19 protein-coding genes are annotated in these 25,296 nt (G+C 56.5%); 7 read left to right on the top strand and 12 right to left on the bottom strand.

Annotation, left to right across the window (positions count from 1 at the left end; all coding sequences use genetic code 11):
* The first annotated feature begins 109 nt into the window (after positions 1–109).
* Positions 110–1,195 (top strand): lysylphosphatidylglycerol synthase transmembrane domain-containing protein, encoded by a 1,086-nt coding sequence (locus tag Fuma_RS04750; protein WP_077023131.1) that lies wholly within the window; start codon positions 110–112, stop codon positions 1,193–1,195.
* A 32-nt stretch (positions 1,196–1,227) separates the two neighbouring features.
* Here the strand turns inward: Fuma_RS04750 and Fuma_RS04745 are convergent, their stop codons facing one another.
* Both Fuma_RS04745 and Fuma_RS04740 read right to left on the bottom strand, forming a co-directional pair.
* Positions 1,228–2,250 (bottom strand): dihydrodipicolinate synthase family protein, encoded by a 1,023-nt coding sequence (locus Fuma_RS04745; protein ID WP_077023130.1) that lies wholly within the window; start codon positions 2,248–2,250, stop codon positions 1,228–1,230.
* Between the two features lie 78 nt (positions 2,251–2,328).
* Complete coding sequence (locus Fuma_RS04740) at positions 2,329–3,954, bottom strand: Na+/H+ antiporter NhaC family protein (RefSeq protein WP_077023129.1); 1,626 nt, start codon at positions 3,952–3,954, stop codon at positions 2,329–2,331.
* A 235-nt stretch (positions 3,955–4,189) separates the two neighbouring features.
* Between Fuma_RS04740 and Fuma_RS04735 the strand changes: the two genes are divergently transcribed.
* From Fuma_RS04735 to Fuma_RS04720, 4 genes are read left to right on the top strand one after another with little or no spacing between them, the layout of a single operon-like run.
* Positions 4,190–6,697, top strand: a complete 2,508-nt coding sequence (locus Fuma_RS04735) for a hypothetical protein (protein WP_145943990.1) — start codon at positions 4,190–4,192, stop codon at positions 6,695–6,697.
* The gene (locus tag Fuma_RS04730) at positions 6,690–7,706 is read left to right on the top strand and encodes an ABC transporter ATP-binding protein (RefSeq protein ID WP_077023127.1); all 1,017 of its coding nucleotides are present in this window, start codon (positions 6,690–6,692) and stop codon (positions 7,704–7,706) included. Before Fuma_RS04735 ends, Fuma_RS04730 begins: the two co-directional genes overlap by 8 nt.
* On the top strand, positions 7,703–9,367 hold the full coding sequence (locus Fuma_RS04725; protein ID WP_077023126.1) for an ABC transporter permease subunit: 1,665 nt from the start codon (positions 7,703–7,705) through the stop codon (positions 9,365–9,367). The genes Fuma_RS04730 and Fuma_RS04725 overlap by 4 nt, the downstream gene beginning before the upstream one ends.
* A gap of 10 nt (positions 9,368–9,377) precedes the next feature.
* A complete protein-coding gene (locus Fuma_RS04720; protein ID WP_077023125.1) occupies positions 9,378–11,258 on the top strand; it encodes a HEAT repeat domain-containing protein in 1,881 nt (626 codons plus the stop codon).
* Here the strand turns inward: Fuma_RS04720 and Fuma_RS04715 are convergent.
* Both Fuma_RS04715 and Fuma_RS04710 read right to left on the bottom strand, forming a co-directional pair.
* Positions 11,224–12,279: a DUF6263 family protein gene (locus Fuma_RS04715; RefSeq protein ID WP_077023124.1), complete on the bottom strand. Its 1,056-nt coding sequence runs from the start codon at positions 12,277–12,279 to the stop codon at positions 11,224–11,226. The two genes, Fuma_RS04720 and Fuma_RS04715, sit on opposite strands and share 35 nt — an antisense overlap.
* Positions 12,280–12,319: 40 nt before the next feature.
* Positions 12,320–12,706 carry a bifunctional nuclease family protein gene (locus Fuma_RS04710; RefSeq protein ID WP_229360843.1) on the bottom strand — a complete coding sequence of 129 codons (387 nt, stop codon included), beginning with the start codon at positions 12,704–12,706 and terminating at the stop codon, positions 12,320–12,322.
* A 614-nt stretch (positions 12,707–13,320) separates the two neighbouring features.
* Between Fuma_RS04710 and Fuma_RS04700 the strand changes: the two genes are divergently transcribed.
* A complete protein-coding gene (locus Fuma_RS04700) occupies positions 13,321–14,199 on the top strand; it encodes an SHOCT domain-containing protein (protein ID WP_077023122.1) in 879 nt (292 codons plus the stop codon).
* Between the two features lie 286 nt (positions 14,200–14,485).
* On the opposite strand, the gene Fuma_RS04695 is transcribed toward Fuma_RS04700, so the two are convergent.
* The 6 genes from Fuma_RS04695 to Fuma_RS04665 form a co-directional block, all read right to left on the bottom strand.
* Entirely contained in the window at positions 14,486–15,622 is a 1,137-nt protein-coding gene (locus Fuma_RS04695) for a TlpA family protein disulfide reductase (protein ID WP_077023121.1), read from the bottom strand.
* Positions 15,623–16,020: 398 nt separating this feature from the next.
* Positions 16,021–17,430 carry a DUF4185 domain-containing protein gene (locus Fuma_RS04685; protein ID WP_218922391.1) on the bottom strand — a complete coding sequence of 470 codons (1,410 nt, stop codon included), beginning with the start codon at positions 17,428–17,430 and terminating at the stop codon, positions 16,021–16,023.
* Positions 17,431–17,649: 219 nt separating this feature from the next.
* Positions 17,650–18,030 (bottom strand): TadE family protein, encoded by a 381-nt coding sequence (locus tag Fuma_RS04680; protein WP_077023119.1) that lies wholly within the window; start codon positions 18,028–18,030, stop codon positions 17,650–17,652.
* 107 nt (positions 18,031–18,137) lie between these two features.
* Complete coding sequence (locus Fuma_RS04675; protein WP_077023118.1) at positions 18,138–19,211, bottom strand: vWA domain-containing protein; 1,074 nt, start codon at positions 19,209–19,211, stop codon at positions 18,138–18,140.
* Position 19,212: 1 nt separating this feature from the next.
* Positions 19,213–19,632: a TadE/TadG family type IV pilus assembly protein gene (locus Fuma_RS04670; RefSeq protein ID WP_077023117.1), complete on the bottom strand. Its 420-nt coding sequence runs from the start codon at positions 19,630–19,632 to the stop codon at positions 19,213–19,215.
* Between the two features lie 76 nt (positions 19,633–19,708).
* Positions 19,709–20,185, bottom strand: a complete 477-nt coding sequence (locus tag Fuma_RS04665; RefSeq protein ID WP_077023116.1) for a hypothetical protein — start codon at positions 20,183–20,185, stop codon at positions 19,709–19,711.
* 337 nt (positions 20,186–20,522) lie between these two features.
* On the opposite strand from Fuma_RS04665, the gene Fuma_RS04655 reads away from it, so the two are divergent.
* Positions 20,523–22,073: a sodium:solute symporter family protein gene (locus tag Fuma_RS04655; RefSeq protein ID WP_077023114.1), complete on the top strand. Its 1,551-nt coding sequence runs from the start codon at positions 20,523–20,525 to the stop codon at positions 22,071–22,073.
* Here the strand turns inward: Fuma_RS04655 and Fuma_RS04650 are convergent.
* Positions 22,054–23,514 carry a UDP-N-acetylmuramoyl-tripeptide--D-alanyl-D-alanine ligase gene (locus Fuma_RS04650; RefSeq protein WP_077023113.1) on the bottom strand — a complete coding sequence of 487 codons (1,461 nt, stop codon included), beginning with the start codon at positions 23,512–23,514 and terminating at the stop codon, positions 22,054–22,056. The two genes, Fuma_RS04655 and Fuma_RS04650, sit on opposite strands and share 20 nt — an antisense overlap.
* Before the next feature lie 160 nt (positions 23,515–23,674).
* Positions 23,675–25,192 (bottom strand): UDP-N-acetylmuramoyl-L-alanyl-D-glutamate--2,6-diaminopimelate ligase, encoded by a 1,518-nt coding sequence (locus tag Fuma_RS04645; RefSeq protein ID WP_158520849.1) that lies wholly within the window; start codon positions 25,190–25,192, stop codon positions 23,675–23,677.
* Positions 25,193–25,296 lie beyond the last annotated feature (104 nt).

Here is a 25,296-nt window from a genome sequence, read left to right as displayed (position 1 = left end):
TGAGAATGCACCTTGCCGATGGTGTTTCTCAGCGGCCCCGCGTGGGTTGGTATAGAGTAAAGCGTATTCCCCAACCACTCGGTTCCGGCCGCGTCACGAAACAGGACAGATGAAACGCGCAATCGCTCTGATTATTGGCATCGCCGTATCTGTCTTTTTGTTCGCCAGGTCCATGGCAGGGACGTCGATGGAGGGCCTAAGGGTCGCCTTCCAGAGCGCTAACTACCTGACTTTGCCTTTGATGCTGCTGTTGCTGTTCGGCTTCTACTGGCTGAAGGCAATGCGCTGGAAATGGCTGCTGGCTCCGGTTTGCCCGCTCACCACCAGGCAACTATTTAAGCCGCTGCTGATCGGCTTTGCTTTTAACAACCTGCTGCCCGCTCACCTGGGCGAATTTGTCCGCGTGTTCGTCGTGCGAACGCGACACGGCATTCCTGCAAGCACCGTGTTGTCGACGGTTGTGCTGGAACGCATTTTCGACGTCGTGGCGATATTGGCTTTGTTTAGCCTGGGCCTGCTGTTCACCGATAACATGCCGCAGGAATATCGCGACAACGCTCTGATCTTTGCCGGTTTTTGCGTGATCGGCGTGCTGTGCGTGGCGGCGTATCTGATCTGGACAGACTGGTTTCTGAAGTTGTCCGAAACCATGATGAACTGGGTGCTGCCGAAGGCGATCTCATCGAAGATCCTCGAAATGCTGCAGGCGGGAGCTCACGGACTGCACGCACTAAAAAGCGGCAAGGCAATCTTTCTGATCGCGGTCAGCTCGCTCGTGCAATGGACACTGAATGGCTTGATCGCATACACCGCATTGAAGGCGTTTCATGTCCCTGTGACGATATCAGCGGGAATGATCATTACGGGCGTCACGGCGATGGGAGTCACCATTCCATCGACTCCGGGCTACTTCGGAGTCATCCAATACTGTTTTCGCATCAGCATGGTGGCTCAGGGAATCCCGTTTGACCCATCGCAGGTCATGGCGGCCTCGGTGTATTACCACATGAGTATGTACATCCCGGTGACGCTGCTGGGACTGTACTACATGGTGTCGATGAAGGTGAAATTCTCCGACATCACCAAAGCCGCCGATACCCACGAACTGGAAGAAGTGGCTCATGCTGCGGCAGATGAAGAGTTCGCCGACAATCCGAGCGCACCGGCTGCACAACAAGTCGATGGCGCATCGTGATCGCCGCAACCAGTTACTGAACGTCGCACGCCTTACATCAGGCCGCGTCTGTTGAGTTCGGCCACAACCTGTTGCACGATGGCTGAAACCTCTGCTTCACCGCCGCCCGCATTGGCGTCGATCGGACAGCCCCCAATCGGCTGATCGGTAAAGCCATGAGCGGCAAGCATGCACTGCAATTCGTTACTGAGTGCTGTAATGTCGGTCCGCTGTTCGGTAGAAAGCGGCTGGCGCCCGTGTCCCATATTGAAACCGCGTAAATTCACAGCAGCGCGAAAGCCTTCCGGGAATTCGGCCGAGTAAATCATCGTATCGAACAGCTTGACTAGGTCGTACTGGATCTGTCGAGCCCCTTCGATCTGATGGCTGGTTGTCAGATCGTACAGCTTGCGTGTGAGCTCCGGGACAACGCCGGAACTGGCATTTGTGCCGCCGTCGCAGCCAACCAGAAGCATGGGCATCAGTGCCGCGTCCCAGCCGGTCAAAAACGCAAAGTCCGGTCGATTGGGCTTCACGGCCTGGATCATGCGAATCATGTGCGGCACTTCGCCGGACGAATCTTTGATCGCCACAATCCGTTCGCATTCTTCCGACAGGCGTTGCAGCGTGGGTACGTCGATCGGGCTGGCGAACATCGGAATATTGTACAGCGTCACGTCAATCGGGGTGTTGTCACCGATCTCTTTGAAGTACGCATACACGCTGGCAGGGCTGAGCTTGTAATAAAACGGCGCGACGATCGCGACGGCTCGAATCCCCAGCGACGCGTAGTATTCGCAGGCCGCCAGAGTTTCCTTCACGTTGGCTTCGGCCGCTCCAGCCAGAATGGGAACTCGCCCACGAGCCTGGTCGGCAATCACCGCAACGATGCGGCGGCGTTCCTCAGGCGTGAATCGAGTGAATTCACCAGTCGAACCGTTGGGATAAAGGCCATGCACACCGCGTTCGATCAACCATTCGACGTAGCGGCGCAATTCGTCTTCGTTAACACTGCCGTCAGCGGAATACGGAACGAGATTGGGTGTGAAGATGCCCTGAAGTTTTTGTTGGGTCATGGGAGAGGTGGGAAAAGGGTGGAGACTGATGTGAATTCGGGGGCATGGTATTCTCAAACACCCGTGGCGGAAAGAGCATCACTCAGATTTGGCAGCCAATCGCGATTCTAGCGTTTCTGCTTCCTCAGTTGGTTCCGTCCCGAAAACGAGGATTGCTCCAATGCACATCGCCGTACTTAGCGGCAACGCCACCCACCACGGCAGGCCGAATCCGATCGGCAGATAGCCAAACAGCAGCGAGCATGCCGCGATCAGCATCGCATATGGCAGTTGAGTGCCGACGTGGTCAAGGTGATTGCAGCCCGCCGCCGCTGACGAAAGCACGGTCGTGTCGGAAATGGGCGAGCAATGGTCGCCAAAGATCGCTCCTGCCAGAATCGCGCCGATCGTTGCGAGGAAAACAGGATCATTGGCGCACAGCCCATCGGGGCCATTGCCTAAAACAGCGTTTGAAAGTGGAATGAACAATGGGATCAGCAGCCCCATCGTCGTGAACGAACTGCCAATCGCGACAGCCATTGCTCCGGCCGTTATGAATGCGATCACGGGCAGAAATTCGCCGCGAACGGATTCCCCGATCAGCGAAATGATGTACGCCGCAGTGTTCAGGTTGTCACCAGAGCAAACCGAATTCACAGCCCACGCCAGCACCAGCACAATGATGGCCGGAATCATCGAAGTGATGCCGTTAGCCCAGCTTTCAGAAGCTTCTGCCAGAGTCATTTTTCCGATTGAGATGCCGCAAATCACGGCGGCTGTCGACGCCGACAACGCCGTCACCAGCAGCAGACGATAGGCGTCGACTTCCGCCCACCAGGCATTGCCTTCGCCTGTGGATAGTTCCGTCCCAGATTCGCTGGTCCCCAGCCAGTAATAGCGAAACAGCAGGCCGACGACAGTGGCGATCAACACGCCAACGGGAATAATGGCCGTCCACATTGAACCCGTTTTAACCTTATCGCCTTTGTTCTGTTCGTGTGAATCCGCCTGCAGGCAGCGGCGCTCGGCCTTCAGCATCGGGCCGAAATCTCTCCCGCTAAACGCGATCGTCCCCACGATAATGATGGCGACAATGGGATAAATTCGATACGGCATGGTCGCCAGAAAGACTTCTCCGGCTGCGGCTGTCATGCCTGCTTCAGTGATCCCCAATTGCACCTGATCAATTTCAAACGCCGTCCATGTCGACAATGCCAGCCCCGCAATGGGAGCCGCCGTGGCATCGATCAGAAACGCCAGCTTCGCTCGTGAAATCTTCAAGCGGTCTGTGAGCGGTCGCACAGAACCGCCAATCAGCATCGTGTTGGCGTAGTCGTCAAAGAAGACGACAACGCCCGCCAGCCAGGTCAGAACCTGACCTTTGCGACGAGTATTCGCGTACGCGGCAATTCGGTTGACGACTGCATCAGTTCCGCCGCTGTCGTTCATCAGCCCGATCATGGCGCCCAGCAAGATGGTAAACAGAATCACAGACGCATGGTCTGCATCGGCCACGACATTCACGAACAGGTCGCACAATCCGTCGACGGTTGCCGACAGGTTGAAGTCGGCCAACAGCAGGCAACCGCATAGAACGGCCAGCAGCAACGCAAAGTTGACATCCTTGAAGGCCACAGCCAGAGTAATGGCGGCCACTGGCGGCGCAAGCCGCAACCACGGATAGAGTTCGATCATGGTTTGAATCGTGCCGGGATCGTTGGGCATCGTGATTGCCGCTGAGGCAGGTGCGAAATCGCTGGTTGAGTCGTCAGTCCGGCAGACTACTCAGATCATGACCTCAAGGCAAGTTGTACCGGCTGGCTCGCTGGTACCGTGCAGATAGAGCCGTCGGTGGCGGCATCAGCGATTTCTCATTCAAATGCCACTTTGGGTTGCGACCGCCAACATTTCACAGTGGAATGATTTCCCCACGGAACCTCCTCAGACGAATTCCAACACTATGCCAGTGCCTACCGGATCTTTCACATTCCGCTTTGCCGTAGGCACCGTGCTAATTCTCGTTTCGTTGTGGAATTCTGCGGCGCTCGTTCACGCTCAAGTTAACGGGCGTATCGCGGCCGGCGGCGTCCAGCGCTATCGCGCCGGTCATTGGGGACTTGTTGCCGGAGCTTTCTACAACACGTCTGAAGATGATGAAACCGTCACCACGGTTGTGACTCCCAATGGCAGCTCGGGAGCTCAGTTTATCCGGTCGCTGGTTGTCCCGGCTGGTTCAGTGCGCCAGACCGCGTGGCCTGTCCGACTTGACGACGACAGCCCGGACGCGTTCGAATTTCATCTTCTGACTCTGCTGGGCGATTCTGATTCTCAGGAGATCGTGGATGGCACCGGCGGAGACTTCACCGACTCTTTTCTTTCATCCAACCCAGCCAGTCACAACCTGCTGTTGACCGGCTATTGCGGTTTGATTTCAACGCGCACGGAAAGTCCGGAAGTCGCGACGGCGATTGAGAAGCTGCAGATGCGTGCGAGGGCGGCCGCACAGCTGGAAACGATGATGCTGCAATTCGGGCCGGAAAAACTGCATGGCTACGCAGAGGCACTGGAACCACTCGACCAACTGCTGATCTCGTCCCCCGACCTGCCACAGTATCCTGAGGCGTGCGATGCTGTTCGAGCATGGATTCAGCGCGGCGGCCGAGTTCTGTTTTTGCTGGATCAATGTGGCAGCGCGACAGTGAACGCCATTTTGGGCGAGGCGTTGCCGATTTCCATCGTCGACAAGACTACGCCGATGGAAGTCCCCTTCAAACATGACGCGGCGGTGATGCATCCTGGCATGAGTGACCTGTCGCACGTGCGAAACTTCGAAGAACCCGTGTCGCTGACTCGCGCCGTATTTGAAACAGGTCGCGTTCACTTTAGCGTGCGAGACTGGCCAGCGTTGGTTGAAGCACCCTTTGGCCGCGGGTCCGTTTTCGTTTCCATGGTGTCTCCCGAAGCAATGCTTAATGCGGACTCAGGCAACGGCCTGGACGCCATCGCAACGCCGATTGTGGAGTCCCTGTTCCTAACCCCGCAACCTGAGCCCATTTTGCCCAACGAAAGTCTGGCCGCCGCCTCAGAAAAACGAATCGGTTACGAAATTCCAAGCCGAGGTTTCGCGATTCTGGTCCTGTCAGTCTTTACCTTGCTGGTCGGCGGACTCGGTTATCTGGCCTCTAAACGGCAGCGCCCCGCGTTGCTGCTGCTGGGCATCCCGCTGTTGTCCGTCGTGGCAGCCGGACCAGGAATCATCAAGGGAATCGCGTCACGCAGCGTCGCGCCGCCAACAATCATTGAAAGTCGAGTTGCCGTATTGGGTGACGGACAGTCGACCTTTGCAGCGGATGGAGCGGCGACGATCTACCAGCCCTCCGTCGGCCAGACGTCCGTGGATTTGCCAACCCACACCCTCCTGTACCCGACATCAAAAGGGGCTGCAGGAATGCAGCAACGGTACGTCTGGTCAGACACCGGCAATTCGAAATGGACGAATTTTTCTCAACCAGCAGGTGCCACAACGTACCAGCAGCGGTCGTTTGTAAGTCTGCCTGAGCCCATGTCGGCGTTGGCGGAGTTCGGTGCCGACGGGGTAGAAATCACGTTAGCCAACACCGAACAGTTGCAGCCGGAAGATCTGATTCTCGCGAGTCTTAGCCCGGACAAAATGGCGTTACAGCCGCAGGCAACGGGTCAATATTCGGCGGGTCCGACTGACGTGTTGGCGCCCGGTGAAGTCAGCCGGGAGACGCTGTTATCCGAATCGCAGATCATGCACGGTCGGTTGATGCAAACGGCTTTGCACGAAATCGACCGGTTGTCCCGCTTCCCGCAGATCCCGTCGGTATTGTTCTGGACTCACGCACTGCCGCCGACCGTACAGCTTGTCGACATGGCGCCGCGGACTGATTCACTTTGCCTTGTGGCCTTGCCGCTACGGCTTCAAATCCCGCCTGCGGATGGGCTGATTACGATTCCCACAACGTTTATGCCTTACCGTGCGATTCAGGACATCGATGGATCAGTCAGCGCAGCATATACGAACCGTTCAGCCAAATGGTTAGCCAGAGAAACCGGCGGCGCGTCGCTGTTGCAGTTTGAAGTGCCGGACGTCTGTCAGCCGTTCGATTTTGAATCCGCCGAAGTGCAGTTTCGAGTCCTCGCGGGTTCGCGAACGATCACACTTCAGTCTGGTTCGCCCGACGATTTTAAGCTCGTGGAAACTCTGGATAGCCCCGTCGGCAACTTCACTTTTGCAATTCCCGGCGACGTTTTGAACGCCGGTCCCAAAGACGGCAACTTTTTGCTGCGAATCAGCGTGAGCGAAATTGACGGTGCCGACAGTAGCGACTTCACAAGTTCAGAGCGCGATGACGACTGGAAGATCGAACGCGTTCTCGTGACCGTTCGTGGTCGCCGAACCTCTGCCTCAACTTCGAACAAAAAGACAGAAGCGAATGAGTGACACCGTTGTCGAGATCGAAAATCTCACCAAACGCTACGGCGAATTCGTCGCGTTAGACAGCCTGAGTTTGACCTTAAAGCGAGGCGACATTTTGGGCTTCATCGGTCCGAATGGCGCTGGCAAGACGACGACCATTCGCATTTTGGTTGGCCTCACTCGCCCCACCGAAGGCCACGCAAAGATCGCCGGCGCGGATTGCGTGACGGACGCTCGCAAAGTGCGACAACTGGTGGGCTACATGCCCGACAAGTTTGGTTCGTACGACAACATGCGGGTTCGGGAATACCTGGACTTCTTCGGTGCCGCATACGCGATCCCTCGTAAAACGCGACGCAAGCGAGTCGAAGAGGTTCTGGAAGTCACCAACGCCACATGGATGCAGGACCGCTACGTCGAAAGTTTGAGCCACGGGATGCAGCAGCGGATCGGGATCGCTCGCACGCTGCTGCATCAACCTGAGGTCCTGATTCTGGACGAACCCGCCAACGGTCTGGACCCTCAGGCCCGCATCGAAATGCGGGAAATTCTGATTCGTCTGGCGTCTGAAGGGCGGACGCTGATCGTGACCAGCCACATTCTGCCTGAACTCTCACGCATCTGCGATCAAGTGGCCATTGTCGCATCAGGCCAGCTAAAAGCGTTCGGGACGCTGAAAGAAGTCACCGGCCAGCTGACCCAACGGCGGACATTTGAAATCCAGTGCCTTAACAGGGATCAGCTTGCTCCTGTCGAAGCCATCGTACGCGAACAGATGTCGGACGAAGCCGAAATCACGACGTCAGAAACAGAAGATCTTGTTCGAGTCCGTACGGCAGCCACAGACGAAGTGCTATCCCGTTTGCTGAACAGCATCGTGACATCCGGAGCAGCAGTCTCACAATTTCGCGAAGTCGCGGGCGACCTTGAAGAAGCCTTCATCACCGCTACTCGCGACACAGGCAGTGTCAGCACAGCCAGTGCTGTTGATCCGCCAGCCTCTGAATCGGCGACCGTGGAGGCCACCTCATGAACGGAACGCTTGTGGTGGCTGAACGCGAGTTGCCGGCATTGCTGCGCACTCGGCAAACATTCTGGATTCTATCATCGGTAGCATTCGCGTTTGCTGTGACCGTCCTGTTGAAGTGGCCGGAAAGTGGAGTCGCTGATCTTAGCGGCACGCAACCTCGAGCCGCATTCCGCAGTCTGGCCCTGGCGATGCTAATGGCCGTGGTACTGATCGTGCCCGCATTTCCCGCGACGGGAATTGTGACGGAAGTTCGCCGTCGGACGATGGAACTGCTGTTAAATTCACCGTTGCAGCGATACGAAATCTTCTTCGGCAAAGCGCTGGCGCTGCTGGGCTTCGCCGTCATCCTATTGCTGGTGACTCTGCCTGCCCTGGCCTGCTGTTTCGCGATGGGCGGAATCTCGCTGCAAAGCGACGTGGCGATGCTGTACCTGTTGATTCTGGTGGTGTGTGCTCAACTCATTGTCGTTGGCATGCTGGTCGGCACGTTTGCCGGAAATGCAGAATCGGCTCTTCGCTGGGCTTACGGAGCGACCTTCGCTCTGGTCATCGCCACATTGATTCCGTGGCAGTTTCTGCAGGGATCAGAAGGGCTGCTGGGCAGCTTTGCTGGATTCCTGAGGCGACTGTCGCCCGTGCCCGCATTGCTGCAACTGATCGGTGACCGCCCGCTGAACACGGTGGGCATTGCCGATGCGCAGGACATGATGGCATGGTACCTGGCCACAGCGGCGGCCATGATTATTGTCGGCAGTTTTGTTTGTGTCAGTCGACTGAACTATTCTCTGCTGGACCGTTCGCGGTCTCAGGGCGTCATCACGGACGACCTTTCGGCGAAGCAGCAATCGGTAAGGCGGCGGTTCTTTTTGGTGGACCCGCAACGGCGCAAAGCGGGCATCCCAGGCTTTCTGAATCCGGTGCTGGTCAAGGAATTCCGCAGTCGGCAGTTTGGCCGTCTGCACTGGTTGCTGCGATTGATCGCCGGGTGTGCCGTGCTTTCGTTGTTGCTGACGCTGGGCACCACAATGGGCACCGTTGGCTGGGGCGTGGAACGCATTGGCGGCATCATCATCATCGCTCAGGTCGCGCTGATCGTGGTGTTCACACCGGGACTTGCTGGCGGGATGATCGCCGGCGAAATGGAAAGCGGCGGCTGGAATCTTCTGCGAGTAACGCCATTGAAACCTGGGCGAATTATTCGAGGTAAGCTGACAAGCGTACTGATCACATTGGTGCTGGTCCTGTGCGCGTCGTTGCCGGGCTATGGCATTATGATGGCTATTAAACCTGTGCTGCGAGAACAGGTGATCCAGGTGATGATCAGTCTGGGAATGTCGGCCGTCTTGTCGCTTTTAGTGAGTGCCACGGTCAGTACCTTTTTTCGCACGACGGCGGCCGCGACTGCAGTCGCTTACGGAATTTTGATATCAATTTTCGCAGGCACGATGGTCATTTGGGCTAATCGCGATGCTCCGTTCAGTCACGCCTTTGTGGAAAAAGTGCTGGCCGTCAATCCGATGGCGGGTGCTTTAAATGCCATGCAGGTTGCGGGCTTCGAATCTTACAACCTTGTGCCGCTCACATGGTGGGTGACCGGCGTCACGTGTGTTTTGCTGATGTGCGTGCTGCAGTTTCGCACATGGCAGTTGTGTCAGCCGGACTGAATGAGATCTGATGTCGTCGATACGCGGAATTTCCATCATCGCTGTTCTGGTCGCCTGTTTCGGTGTGTTTGCACACGCTGATGAAACGACGCGCGCGTTCGAAAGCGAACTCAAACTTCCCGACGTGCCTCGCTTTGACGATCTGCCCACGCGATTTCTTCTGCGGCCCGAATTTCATATTCCCGAACCAAGCAAGTTCCTTCAAAAGGACTTCGTTGAACTGTTTGTGCGAGTCGTCAATGGCGACTATGACGACGAAATCAGCGTTCAGGCGGCTCGATCTTTGCAACGGGTGGCTCAAGAAAAGCTGGCCGACCCGAAGCAGTTTGCCGATGCTCTGCGTACCCGACTGCAGAAATCTACCAGCCGCAATGTCCGACGATCCTGCGCAATGGCGCTGGCGGAAGTTGGCGATAAGAACGATGCTGAACTGCTGGCCGAGCTTTGTCTACCGGGTGATGAAGTACTGTGTGCAGCTCTTGAACCGACCCTGGCCGAATGGAAGTCCGAAGCACTGCTGGACACGTGGCAGCAGCGGATTCAGGCGCCGAAAAAATATAGCCAGACCCTGCTGCAACTGGCCTGTCGCGGTATTGCAGAGCTGAACGCGACGCAAGCTGTTTCCGATTTGCTGAATCTGGCGGCAAGCGACCGCACACGGTTTTCCACGCGTCGAGTTGCGTCCGAAGCACTCGGCCGACTTGCACCAGACGATGCATTCAAACTAGCCAGCGAACTTTCGAACGCTGGCATTTCTGATCGTATTCTGGCCGTTCTGTTGCTGAATTCCGCAACGTCAGAAGACGCGTTGACACTCGCAGAACAACTATGCGACGACAGGGAAGACACTGTGGCTGCCGTGGCGTGGAACACGCTGGTCCGACTAAAACCGGAGCGATTGTTGAGCCGCCTGAGTGTTGGGAAAACTCATCGCGATCCCAATGTACGTTCGGCCGTGGTTCGCACGGTTGGCTTGTTGCCGACTGTGGAACGGTGCGATCTGTTGAGTGAAATCTTAAGTGATGTTCATATTGGAGTACGCAACGAATCTCGTCGAACGCTGCAAATGCTAGCCGAGAACAACGCGGAACTTCATTCGCAAATTTGTGCCAACGCCGGAGCAGTCATTCAGAATGCTCAGGCAGCGTGGCAGCAGCTTGAACAGTCGCTGCTGCTATTGGGCCATCTCCGGCATGACGCGTACCAGCCCGCGTGTGTGCCGCTGCTAACACATGAACGCAGTGAAGTTCTTGTCACAGCGGCCTGGCTGCTGCACCTGATGCCACAAAATTCGCTGGGGGAAGCAGCCGCAGCCGTCGCCGCAACGCACTGGACGGAAATGAAGAACGACAGTCAGAACTACCCCAGGTTCCACGCCCTGGACGAACAACTGGCGTTTCTGTTGCATGTCGCTGCATACACAGACAGAACCGAATTAAAAAGTTTGTGTGCGGAACAGTTCAGCAAACAAAGTGCACTGCATCCGGATGGTCGAGCGATCGCGATGTGGACGTTGGGCGAATTGTCGAAAGATTCGAAGGATGACGCACTGGTGGGGCAGTTCTCTGAACGCATCTTCGATGACAGCGAAATTTTTCCGGAATACGACACCGTCCGCTGCGGATCGGCCCTGGCGATCGGCCTCGTCGGTGGAAAAATTGCCGTCCCGGAATTGCAGCGTGCTCACTCAACCTACGGCGTCGGCGGGATCATCGGCAACTGCGTTTCAACCGCTCTGCGAACACTCGGCGAAGAAGCGCCGCCGGCTCCGGAATTGGAACCAGTGTACATTCAGGACTGGCCACTGCACCCCACGTTGAAGAACCGTGGGAACTCAGAATCGCCTGCCACGGAAGTTAACGGGGCATCGGTGACGGAAGAAACGGAGTGAATCGGCGAGGCGCGCCAGTGACGTAGCCTGGCAATAACCGCGACGTCTGCGTCTGATGGTGCTCAAACTTTAGCGGGACACGGCGGTCGCCAGACTTCACCGTTGCTGTGCCGGTCACCTTCCATTCCAGCTGCAATTGCTCAAACCACGGTCGACGGCTTGCCGGTCGCTGCGGGCGAGCACTGTCGATCTCGGAATCGTCCTCGTCCCGTGATTCCTCGTCCGTCGAATCTTCGTCTTCGTTGCCGGATCGTTGCTGAAGGATGAGGCGCCCTGAGCCACCGAATTCCTGAACTTCCGCTGTGGCGTCCTCAAAGGCCAGTCGGACGGTCGCTGAACTGGCGCCGGCCGCCGACGGTACATGTCGGGCATTGCCGGCAATCGTGATGTCTGCTGATTCTTCGTCTGCTTCTGAAACAGAAAACGTCAAAGCCGTGTGCACACTTCCCAGTAACCCCAAAGAAAAAACGCTGGTGCGTTCCCACGACTGTTCCTTAGCCAGAGGCATTTTCAGTGGCGACAGCCAGAACGGTTGGTGAACCCAGGTCGCAACAGCATCTTTCGACACGGCCTGCTGTAGCAACTTCTGCGAACGCTTGTTAACGCCCGACATTTGTCGAATCACCGCATCCAAACCCTGAGTGTGGCGGACGACACCGGCGGGATCGATAGACATTGTCACTGGAACTCGCCCCAATTGGCGTGACTGTCGGTCCAGCACGCGAGCGGATTCTGCGGTCTGCGAATCATCGACGTCGGTGATATTCGTTACTCGAGCGTGAACGACAGTTTCGTCGGGCAGCGCCGAAAACACAGTGTACTGGATTTCGATGCGTTCTTTTGATGTGGCAGTTGTGGGTGGGCGGCCTTCCAGCTCAAGCGTCGTCTGCTGTTTCACCAGTGTTTCAACGTTAAAGCGGTCGCCCTGTTGAAGCCCCCAGACAGTGGTTTGAGCGGCCGCGGGAATCGCCGGCAACAGCAGGCACCCAAACAGCAGTGGGTGCCAAAGAAGAGTTCTCATATTGCGGCCTGCTTTCCAGCAAGGGGAGGGCACACGTGCGTCAGCTTACTTCGTCCAGAACTTCTTCGGCCACATAGATGGGCAGCGGCGGATCATAGTGAGCCGAAAGTGCAATGGCATCGCTCGGGCGGCAGTCGATGTCGATCAATTGATCGTTCTGTTGTAGCTTCAGCACTGCAAAATAGGTGTGGTCCTTGATCTCAGACACAACCACTTCTAATGGCTCTCCGCCCAGAGCATGAATCACCATACGCAGCAGGTCATGAGTCAGCGGGCGATGAGGTGGCTCTTCCAGCAGTCGGCGGTTGATGATGTTGGCTTCGAATTCACCAATCAGGATCGGAAACGTGCGAACGCCGTCCACTTCCTTCAGGTAAATGGCCTGCTGGTCATTGATTTCCGAGATTATAACTCGGGTAAGCTGCATTTTGACCGGCACTGTGAAAGCTCCTTGCATGGGCAGAATCAACCGAACGACGCTCCGCCGTCTCGACACCTGACCGCGAAGTTTACTCGAAGTGCCCACACCGCTTCAAAGATCAGCACACATTTTGTCCCTCGAATACCTCCTTCTCTTGCCGCTGCCGAATTTGCTTCGGAAGGAAAACGTCCCGGCGTTCCCACACGTTTGATGAATCCGAACTGTGGCAAGGTCCCGTCAAACCCCGATATGCCTGGATCAGACACTGAGCTTGCGGCTTTCGCACCGATGGACATGTGCGGCAAAGTCTCAGCGGTAGCTCTGGATGACGCCAATCCTTCGCCTCGGAAAGATCGGCAAGTCCATGGCGGATGCTGCGAAACGCTGCGAATTAGCAGGGAGTTCGGCATTTGTTTGAAGCAAGACCGGGCGAGGTTCGCGCGCCGGTGGGCTCGGTCCGATGATGGGAAGTTTCCGTCGGCCGGGAACTTCTGAAAACGTGCCTGCCGCCTCTTCACGTAGCACCGTGGTCGGGTGACAATGGGATGTCCGACCGGATGGCAGTGTTCACGTCGTCCGTTCCTGTCGGCCGCGCTTAACCACAAACCTGGATTTCTTCCGTGCCCCAACTCTCTGATTCCGGACGCCAGCTCGTACAGGATCTCGCTCAGAAGCACGGCGTGTCTGCCGACGGAGTGACTCATATGCTGGTGGCCGTCCACAACGGCAACGGCTCGATGGCTCAGTTCAACCACCCGGATTTCAGCGGCTCCGGCCAATGGATGCGCGGTGGGATGACAATGGTCAGTGATCTGTTCAACCAACAGCTGAAGTGGCGAGTCAGTTCGCTTTGCGAAGACATTGCCTGCCACCTGGCGAACCATCAATTCGCGCCGTTTAGCGGATCGTTCCAGTCACAAAGCCAGAACGGAGTGACTTCGCAGTCGCAGGCGTCAGGTCAGATGGGGTCAAACAACAGCCTATTCGTTCCAGACCCTGAGGCAAACTGGTGGCCGCAGGAACTGGGTTCACCCAACGCAGTCGGTTCACAGAACAGTGTGAAGTACGCTTACTTCGCAGAAATTCATCGACTGGCCGTCACGACCGGCGGCGAACCATGGGTGTACGACACGCTGGACCATCGAATCGGCGGGTTCGGCCAGCAACAGGGCGGCGGCGCCTCCATCACGTTTACCAGTCAATATGGAACGGTCAACTTATCCACTCTGCCGGTCGTCTCGCGAGCTGGCGTGACTCAGCCGCCTGTCACTCAACCAGTCAGCGAATCAGTCGACAGTGCTGCACAGAATCCGACAACCGACGACTATACAACGTCAGGCGCAGACGACGCTGGGACGTCTCAATACGCCAATCCGGGGCCGGTCGCCAACGAAGACGTCCTGCAAACACTCGAACGCCTTGGCGGGCTAATGGAAAAAGGCTACCTGTCGAAGGAAGAATTCGACAGCAAGAAAAGCGAACTGCTTAAACGGATTTAACAAGCACAGCCCGCGGCGCAGGCCGGGATATGGGAAGGTTGGATTGGTGGCGAACGAATCATTTTGTTGCGCCGCTTGGTGATTCTTGTGCTGCCGCCCTGCCGGGCCAGTTGCAGTATTCCAATTCGGACACACTTCTGTCTGACCAGATTCACCAACTTTGTGACACCCGCGGCAGACCAGCCTGACACCGCCCGCAGATAAACTTGCCAGACAAAGCAAAAAGCCCGGCCTTCTGAGAAATCCGGGCTTTAAGATTTTGTGGCACCGCGATGGGCAACGCTGGTTAGTTGGTCGCGGCTTTCCGTTCGGCTGCCTGCTCCGTCAGCAATGCTTCAACAACAGTGGCCATGTAGGTGTAGTCGTGATAGCCAACGGCCGTCATGCGTACTTTTCCGTGATGATCGATGAACAGCGTGGTCGGGAAGCCTTTCAGGTCAGGCACCTGAGCCAGCACTTCGTCCGTGATCAACGCACATGGGTAGTTCATGCTGTTGTTGGCCGCGAAGTTTTTGACCAGTTCGGCTTTTGCTTCTTCGCTCGGAGCGTTTTCCTGATTCAAGCCGATCATCTGGAAACCGTAGTCGCGATATTTGTCCTGCAGCTTCACGAAGTGAGGAACTTCCTGACGACATGGACCGCACCAGGTGGCCCAAATGTCGACGATGCAAACTCGACCTTTGAACGCGTCCAGCTTCAGAGGTTTGCCATTGATGTCGACCAGATCGAAATCAAACGGAAAGCCTTCGCCCTTAGCCAAAGCTTCTTTGGCATGCTGCTTCTGCAGTTCTTCGTTGCGACGCTTAAGTTCTTCGAAGTGACCTTCCCATGCCGTCAACTGAGTCGGGTAGTCAGCCAGTTCTCGAACGGATGCGAGGTCTTCGTCGGCCTTCAACATGTTCAGATTGTTGAAGCCGGTTTCGATCGCTCGGTTAAGAGTTTCCAGAGCCTGTTTGCCCTGACCCTGCTTGGCCTGAACGCAGGCGTATCCGTAGTAAATGGTTGGTCGCAGGTCGGATTCCGGGAACTCAACACCGGCTGTTTCCGCCTTCTTAATGACCGAACCGGCTCGGGTCAGAGCTTCGTCTGACAGTTCCTGTCGACCGTCCTGAGCGTGCATCATCGCCAGGCTCAGCAGCGTGCCGGCATAGGTCTGGACCGCTTCGACGTCTGTTGGTGCCGTTTCGTATGCGTCTTTGATCTGGCCGAATTCTGCAGGATCTTCGAAGGCATCTGCGAGTCCTTCCATGATCGGGTCTAACGCGATCTTTGGAGCGGCAGGTGCAGCTGGAGCCGCAGCGGCACTCGCTGGCGCAGCCGTTCCGCCTGATGTGTCAGAGACTGTCGAATCCGCAGAGTCTCCACAGCCGACGATTACGCTTCCACTGAGAAGCAAAGCAGAGAGTTGCCATTTAACCTTCATCACTATTCATCCTTGGAGAGCGATATCTTTTCGGTGGTTCAGCCAATGCGACGTTCAAAAACGGGTCGCACTGAGTTTATCGTCAGCCCCTGCGGTCAAATTTGACGGCGTCATCCGCAAAATCGTCCCTGCGGTAATAATCCATCGCAATGACGGCGCGCCGCAGTTCGATTTGCATGCCTTCGAAGGCTCAGAAAGCAATCCCCACTGCGGCCAGCAACGCGACTCGCAGAAAATGCCGGTATTCGTCGACCGGCAGAGCAAAGGATTTCCCCCCGTCCCCGCAAGCGAAGCTTTCACAAGTGACGCGACAAGACGAGCCATCATCGACCTGCCATCATCGAAAAGAAGCCAATCGCCATACCGCTCCGCAAGATGCGGCGTTCACGTGAAGGCGATTATGGTGACGGGAGACGGTCAGCCAGTTCGTCTAGGTCGAGCCGGTACAGAACCTGGTTGTAGTTGTGCCGCGGCGTCGGCGCTGTGGTGCTCGAGAACGTTTTGGTGTACGTCGCTTCGAATAAAAGAATGGGCGAATCGGCTGGCGTGAATTCCGGGTGCAGGCTGGGGTTGTAGAAGGTGTACTTATTGTGAGTTACCACGTGAATCGCGTTCTGCCATGGGCCCGTGGGAGAGTCAGCTTCGGCGTACCAGATTTCACCTAAAGCCGACGACTTTCCGTACATCTGCGTGAAAACCGTCACCCACTTTTTGCGAAACTCATTCCACGCCACGCCACCACGATGCGGTTTGACGCTCACACCGGAATCGACCGCTGGTACGGATTCCTGTGGCACCAGTGCTTTCCATGACTTCGGATCAGACCAGGCTTCAAACGTCGCGTCGCATTGAAGCGTCGGAAACGGGTCACCAAACAGTACCGACTTCTGCCCGTTCTCGTCCGTGCGGAACACCGCGTGGCCAACGGGGCTTGACGGTGGCTTCGGTGCGGCGTCCGACTTTTCCCAGATCACCAAATGCTTCTGGAACTCTGCTGCCTCTTCATTCCACACGCACAGGCCTCGTTCGTATTCTTCGAGCGGCGGCTTAATTTTTGAGTACGTCGCTCCCAACCGCTGTGTACCGTGGCTGTCCGGAAGACTGACCAGACCGGACAACCATGTCGGCCCGTCGCCAGGCAGCTTCGCCAGGTTTCGCGGCACCTGCTTCGCATCCGTGAAATACGAATACCGTAATGCGGCAGGTGGTTCGAAGGATTTCAGCGGCTGCAAGTGCGACGTCGCCCCGATGGAATGAAAACGCCCCAGGGGATAATTTGGCAGAGTCGTGTCACCCCAAATCCAGAACATCCGCCCGTTGTGAGACGCGTTTTGAACACTGTCGCAGCCGAATATTCCCTGCTCAGTCCAGCCTGCATGTTCGCCAAGCTTTTGACTCTCGGCAAACAAGCCGCCGCCCGTGATCCGGCCGAGTCGCCTCGCAGGCAGCTCACGATGAACTTTCACCGTGTTCGATTCGCCAGGGCGAGGCGTGATTCGGACGCCACGATAGCCGAATGCATCGGCTTTCACAGAATAACCGTGCCCTTCAACGTGGAACCACGTTTCAACGTTCATCACTTCCGGCAAGTCGACGGCGATCACGCCAGCATTGTCCGAAACGAAACGGACGTCGTGAGTCGTTCGAAATTCAACCAGCGGCACCGGCCAGCCGTTTTCGTCATCCACCACACGAATGCGAAACGGTTCGGCCGCCAGTGTCTCGTCGGCGCAGGTGACGGCTATTAAGACGAAGAAACAAGCTGAAATAAAACAGCGCGGCTGGGCGTGGTTGTTGCATGGCATCATCCGGCCATCATTACAAAACGGACCACACTTGTCAGTCGCGTTCTCATCGCTGTCGCAGATTTTCTGCGCCGCTGGTTCGCGATATTCGAACCTCAGAAAAAATCCAACGGCAGACCAGCGCGCGGGGCACCAGCGGACAACGGTGATTAGTGGCCAGGCATCCTGCCGAGTTCTTAGTGCAACGGGATCGTTGGAATCGTTACACTACATTCGTTGCTGCTACGGGCCAGCCGAGATTCCGCCGTAGCGTTCGGTTTTCAGTGTACTTGACGCGTTAATCACCAGCCCACCAGCGAACCAGGGTACGAACACGGCGTTGTTGTCGTACGGAATGCTGACATTGACGGTGACGTCCTGAGTCGTTTCGTCGATGACCGTTGGCGTGGTTGTGACCGTCAGGTTGTTCACGCCCACGATGCCCATAATGCGAGTCGCTTCGGTGATCCCGTCACTGGCGACCGCGCCTGGAATCACGAGTTTGCGAGCCCCTTCGTAGGCTGCATTGTTGGCCGTTGAGCGGATCGTTCCCAGCACTGCAAATTCAATCCCCGCAAACAGCAGAAGAAAGAAGACTGGCGCAACGACGACAAACTCAACCATCGCAGTCCCTGCACGACCGCGGCAGTTGAAAGCCGCATTGCGTCGTGTAGAACCGCTTTTCCGTATGAAACTCTTCATGTGCGAAACCCGCAAAATGAGCAGTCAGACTACTCAGTGATTAACGTCGGAAGGTTGTTGGCGATTTCTTCGAACACTGAAATCAGCTGAGCCTGGTCGTCAGCATGCCAGTGCTTACCGCCACCTGCGGCCGCTACCTGCTGCATGTGCGTCTGGTCAGCTCCGCTGCTAAACGTGATGGTGTGGACCGTAATATTGTGCGTATCGTGAGCCGTTTGAGCGACGCCGACGGGATCGAGGTCCGTGTTATGATTTCCGTCCGTCATCAGCAGAATCGTCTTCGCGGCGTTCGGCCGAGTGTACGATGGATCCAGCACTCCGGTGATTCCATCCTGCAAACCCAGTCCGATGGCCGTCCAGCCGTTGGGTGTAATGCTGCTGATGTTTGTCTGAACCGGCGTGTAACTCAGTGCCAAATTTTCGTCCAGTGTTGAAGTCGTTGAATAGGTGGCCAGTCCGACGAATTCATCCTGTGGCGTAAGAGCCAGAGCAGCCAGGAAGGCGTCGACAGCCAGTTTCAGGTCCGTCCAACGCGTGCCACCAGGCGTGACAGTGCCCATCGATCCGGATCGGTCGAGGACCAGCATTACGTCTCGGTCCAACTGTGAAGCCGTCGCCGACTTGACGGGTTCGAAGTTGCTGCGATCGAACATGCCAGCAAACAGCATCGTGATGGGACCGTCTGGTGAACCTGCTGTCCGGCTTCCGACGATTCGCACGCCATTGAGTTCCGGATCAGAATCCGCTGCAGGTGTGAAGCTCCACTTTGCCACGCCCGTTCGTTCGGACGATCCGAAAACCACGTCGGCATCGTTTAGCGTCAGCCCATCTCCGGCGACGGTATTCCGCGACGCGGCGGCTTTAGCAGACGCACGCGCGGTTGCGGGGCTTTGACTAAGACTTAGAGTCCGGCTTCCGGCTCGAGCGGCCGCGTCGGTCGCGGTTCGCAGTTCGGTGCGCGTCAGTTGCATCCAGGCGATGTTAATCGCAAACGCAGAGAACGCCAGAATCACGGGAACGCACAACACGATCAGCATTAGTATCGCGCCCTGACGGCGAGAAGACGGTTGCTGCAAAGTTCGCGTAAATGGCAGCTTTCTCATTTTAGAATTCCTTCATCATGGTGGCCTGGCCGTCGACGACAAGCGCGTCGTAAAACCAGCCGGCAATCACCGAATTTGAACCGCCAGTCGCATGAACACGTACTGTGATCCATGTCTGCACGGGCTGTGTTTCGAAATCAGAAGGGGTAATCGTCACTGTTCCTCCCTGGACGTTTCTGTCAGTCAGAATCCGATTGCATGCTGCAGTAACATCTGCTGTCGTGGCACTCGGCTTGATCGACGCTCGAATTCCTTCGTAGGCAGCCACGCTTAGCGTCTGCTTCAGATAGATCATTGAACAGGCTTCGATGGTTCCGACGATCAGCACAAGCAGAATCGGAAGACACACGGCAAATTCCGTGGCTGCAATTCCGCGTCGGCGGTTCTTCGCTTTGGTCGTTGTGTTGTTTATGGCCCGCATGGGATGACTTCTATTTATTTGCTGTCAGAACCTAACCGGAAACTTACGTTTGCCCCTACCGATTTCGGATCAGATGTCAAACTTCAACCAGCTCACGTTGATCCTGTGTCACGGAACTCGTTTCAGCCGCGGAGTCACCAGACGAACGCAGGCTTTCGACCATGTTGTTAAACATCTCGGGCAACTCTTCCCACATGTCGTCTTTTCGAAACTTCAGCGGTCGCACATCTTCATCACCGTCGGAAATCTGAACAATCGTTTTCTCCAGACTGTAGATCGGACCAGCAATCCGGTTGCTAAGCGTCAGCGTGTCGCGAATAAAAATCGGCAGCAGGCAGAGCAACGCCACCAAAATTGGGCCACTGTTGCGACAAAATGCCGACAGGTTGCCAGCCAGTCCGCCGAACGGGTCAATCAAAAACTGATTGATCAGCCCGAAGACAGCTCCGGCGCACACGAACACAAGAAAGTGCAGGACAACCCGAAGCGCCAGAGTCCACTGTACGCGAACATTAACGACGGATTTTTTTCGATGATTTTTTTGCTTCGTCATGGTGATGACCTCTGGGATCAGGAAGGAGTTGCGGTCCTGTTGGGGAAATTCTCTACGCTAGGCTTGGTCAGGAATCCCCGCTCGGCGGATCAACGTATCCAGTTCCACCGGGTTTGACGGCGATTGAATTCCGGTTCTGCCGGTTATTCCGCGATGTTCCCAACTGCACACGCGGAGCTTCCGGTTGAAGGTTGACAACAGCTGCGGCCCAAATCGCCATGGCCATTTCACGACAAACCCAAGCGCGCAATGAGTCCTTCACTAGCAACGGACCGCGTTCTGTTCGAAACTCCGCCATCAGACACTGTCTTGCCGTTTTGCCCTGCCAGGAACACCAATGCCAACTGCCAGTCCCGTAGACCTGATCGTTGTCGGCGTCTACCTGATTGCCGTGACTGCCCTCGGCTGCTTCATGTCCCGTCGAACTCACACGGCCGACGAATTCATGTCGGCCGGTCGTTCGCTGCCTGGCTGGGTGGTTGGGCTGTCGATCATTGGTACGTTCGTCAGCAGTATCAGCTTCGTAGCGAACCCCGGTAAGACATTTTCCGGTACGTGGCTTCCGTTTGTTTTTTCTTTATCGCTGCCGTACGCCGCCTGGGTTGCCACCGTTTTCTTTGTGCCCTTTTTCCGAAACTGCGGCAGCCTGTCGGCTTATGAGCATCTGGAAAAACGCTTCGGCACCTGGGCTCGCGTGTATTCGGCGCTGTTTAACGTGATGTATCACGTTGGCCGCATCGGCATGATTCTGTATGGCGTTTCGCTCGCCGTAACGGCTCTTATCGACGTGCCGATTTCCACGATCATCCTTTGCCTGGGCGTTCTGGTGATCGCTTACACATTGCTGGGCGGCATTGAAGCCGTCATCTGGACCGATGTCGTGCAGAGCATCATTCTGGTCGGTGGAATGCTGATCTGTCTTGTTGTGCTGGTGATGAATGTGCCCGGCGGCGTTGCGGGAATTATTGAAGGGGCGTCGCAGCCTTTACAGAATAAACTCTCGCTGGGCAGCATGGACCTCAGCTTCGCAAAGACGGCCAGCGGAAGCTCCACTTTCTTGACGATGTTGACCTTTGGCTTCTTTATCAACCTGCAAAACTTCGCGGCCGACCAGACCTTCGTGCAACGCTATTTTACGGCTCGCACAGAAGCGGACGCACGCCGAAGTGTGTGGATGGGAGCCATCGCGTATCTGCCGATCTCTGCGATTCTGTTCTTCCTCGGCACGGGCCTGTTCGTTTTCTACCAGCTTAATGGCGAATTACCGGCCGACCGAAAACCCGATGAAGTACTACCATTTTTCATCATGTCGGAACTGCCGACAGGTCTGGCCGGGCTGCTGATTGCCGCGATTCTGGCGGCGGCGATGAGTACCGTTGATTCATCATTAAACAGTTCGGCCACCTTGTTATTGTGCGATGTTCAGAATCGTTTCTTCCGGCGTGGTGTGCAGCAGGTCGACGGTTCATACAAGGCCGATGACAAGTTCGACCTTCGATTCCTCCGCTTGATGACGATCGTCCTGGGCGTACTCGGCATCGCCGTGGCTTTGGCGATGGTTAGCAGTCGAGGCCACATGCTGGACGTGTGGTGGAAAATTTCCGGCATCCTCAGCGGCGGAACTCTGGGCCTGATTCTGCTGGCGAGGTTCACTAAAGCGGAAGGTGCATTCGGTGCCGCTTTAGGAGTCGTCTCTGGCGTGTCCGCCATCACGTTGGTCACGGTCGCTCACATGCCAGACCTTCCACAGTGGTTGCAGCCCGTTTACAGCAAGCTGGCCCCCGTGCGCGACTTGCTGGACCCGCTGATGGCTGTCGTGGTCGGCACGTCGATCGTGTTTCTGGTGGGAGCCGTGTTGTCGAAGCGGCCTAAGCAGCTTTCCGCGTGACAGATTGTGGCGGCGCCAGTCGCTGCCGAAGCTCTTCGATCACGCGTTCCATAGCAGTCGCGCGAGACCCCTTGAACAACACAACATCGCCGGGGCCAACCAGGCATTCGAGTATCTCAAGCAGCAGAGCTCGACTTGCAAACTGCGAAATGCGGTTGATGTTTCCACCCGACGACAGAAAGCCTTCCACCACATCGTCGGCGAACTGACCTGTCAAAACAACATGATCAACGGCGGATCTCGCTAACGTGGCGCCGATGCCATAATGAAGGTCGCTGGCCTGATCGCCAAGGTCCAGCATGTCGCTAAGCACAACAATGCGATGTCGATTGTCGGTGAATTCGGAAACCGTCTGGATCGCAGCGGCGACACTGGCCGGGCTTGAATTATACGTGTCGTCGATAACCGTCCAGTCACCAACCTGCGACACAACGCAACGGCCGTGTTGAGGCTGAAACGTCTGCAGACCGGCGTTGATCAACTCGGGCGTCACGCCAATTTCCATTCCCACGGCAATAGCCGCCAACACGTTCGTGACGTTGTGTCGACCGCAAACCGGCACGTGAAAGCGAAAGCCGTCCACCGTCAGGCTCAACTGACCGTTCTCAGATTCGACTTCGGTCGCTCGAACGTTTGCTGATTCCGACAAGCCGAAACTGACAACTCGCGCCTTCGTTGCCGAAGCCATGGCTGCCACGGCTGAATCATCTGCGTTCAAAAACGCGACGCCATCGGCAGGTATTGAAGCGACCAATTGCTGCTTTTCGGCTCGAACCGTGTTCAACGATTTAAAACCATGTAAATGCGCCGGTGCAATTCGTGTGACAACGGCAAATTCGGGTTCTGCGATGGCAGAGAGAGCTTGAACTTCTCCCGGACCAGACGCACCGATTTCAATCGCCGCAAATTCGTCGCCTTCCTGCAGTTCCAGCAGGCTTAGCGGCACGCCAAGGCAGTTGTTGAAGTTACGAGGGCTTTCGATGCCCGTATGTACGGTCTGCAACACACAGGAAATCAGACTACGTGCCGTCGTCTTCCCAACGCTGCCGGTGATACCGACAACAAGTGCCTCACTGCGCCGCCGGTTGGCGTGTGCCACCTGAGCGAGCGCAATTTCGATGTCATCAACGGCAATATGAGGTGTCAGGCAGTCTGCGGACACGGCCTCATCGACGATGACAACGTTGGCTCCGGCGCTAAGTGCGGTCGTGGCAAACGACACGCCGTGTTGCTGCGTTCCCTGAATCGCAAAGAATGCGTCGCCGGGTTGGACGTCGCGACTGTCGATCACGCAACCCTCGATGATCGCGCCCGGGGCCACCTGCCCAACGATGACACCATCGGTCAGTTCACAGATTTGCTTAACGGTCAACGGATGCATAACAAGCTCAGCCTTGTCGTCCACGGCGGTGTGGGAGAACACCACCTGAAGATGCCACACCGGCAAATCCTGCCGATGGGAGGGTCCGGGTCACAGCTTTCATTTCGACCTGAACAGACTGTCTGGGTAAGAACATCTTCATCAATTGTGTGGACATTTGTTTGGCTGCGACGGAATTGCCGTCACTGTTTAACCTGTTGCAAAAGCGTGAATCCGGGACTTAGGCAGAACGAATCAGGCTGTACGTCGGATGCAAAGACTCTTCGGGCAACGGAGCGTACAGTTCGTGCAGCAGCTGCCGGGCGACAAAGCGGTCGTCAAACGGCTGCCGACGTTCCTGGATCTCCTGAACCGTTTCATGCCCTTTGCCAGCCAGTAGAACAACGTCACCTGGTTCCGCCAGTTCGAAGGCCTGCCGGATCGCGGCGGCGCGGTCGGGTTCGGCCACAGCCTGAGTACCTGGTAACAACCCACCCATTAAATCGTGAATAATCTGCAGTGGATCTTCGGATCGAGGATTGTCAGACGTGACAACGCATACTTCTGACGCGGCGGCCGCCTGCCCCATCATTAGACGCTTCGAGGCATCTCGATCGCCACCCGCACCAAACACGCAGATAATTCGGCCCGGCGTGAAATCCCGGATTGTGGCAATCGAACGCGACAGGGCGTCGTGGGTGTGAGCATAATCGACCAGCACCTGGAACGGCTGACCTTCGTCGATTCTTTCCAGACGTCCCGGAACCGTTCGCACGGCCTCCAAACCGGCCGCGATGTCTCGCAGCGGAATACCAAGCTGTTCCGCCAACCCTGCCGCCGCCACCGCGTTTTCCACATTGTGGCGGCCGATCATTCGCAGGCGGACTTCGGCATTTCCTTGAGCCAGATGCAAACAAATTCGCTGGCTGCGATGCGTTTGACTCAACAACGTCGCACCTAACTCGGCCTCCGCACAATCCAGGCCGAACGTAATCACCGGAGCGAACTCCGACACCGCGTCCAGCACCGATCGGCAGCCAGCGTCAGTAATATTCAGCAGCAGCGGTGCGTCCGGATGCAACAATTTTGCAATCTCAGATTTCGCGGTTCGGTAGTTCTGAAGATCGCCGTGATAATCAAAGTGATCCTGACTAATATTGGTGATCGCGGCCGCCGACAGCGGGATCCCGGCACAACGTTTTTGAGTCAACGCGTGACTGCTGATTTCAATCACACAATGCGATGTTCGCTTTGCCAGCATGTTGCCCACTTGCTGAACCAGCCTGTCAGCGGGCGGCGTGGTCATGTTGGCTGGTTGCTGCTCAACACCATCGCTATTTTCAATCGTGCCGATCAGGCCGGTCTGAAATTTCGCCTCCTGCAAAATGGATCGCAACATCCACGACGTGGTCGTCTTGCCATTCGTCCCCGTGATGCCCGCTGAGACCATCGGACAGCGGTCGCCGAACGTCAACGCCGCACACAGTCTGGCAAACGCCGCGGCGGTACACGGAACAATGCACTGTGGAACGCGAATCCCTTCGACCGGCCGCTGCACAACAATCGCAGCCGCGCCGTTCGCCACGGCGCTGGCAATGTGCTGATGCCCGTCCGTACGACACCCCGCAACGGCAACGAACACGTCGCCGGGAAGTACCGTCCGACTATCGGCCGTCACAGACCGCGCTGCGATATCGGCACAATTCAGAAAACGAGAACCCAGCAGCACACGCTGCAGACTTACGGGGATCGAGTTCATTCCGTGCATCCTGCCGGAAGGTCGAAATCAATGGCGAACCTCGTCTGTTAAACCAGTTCGCCGATCCGTTTCAGCGTCATGCTGAACACAATCCGCCGATTGTG

Source organism: Fuerstiella marisgermanici, assembly GCF_001983935.1.
Lineage (GTDB): Bacteria > Planctomycetota > Planctomycetia > Planctomycetales > Planctomycetaceae > Fuerstiella > Fuerstiella marisgermanici.
The sequence above is the reverse complement of the archived record's forward strand: the minus strand, read 5'-3'. Positions and strand labels throughout refer to the sequence as shown.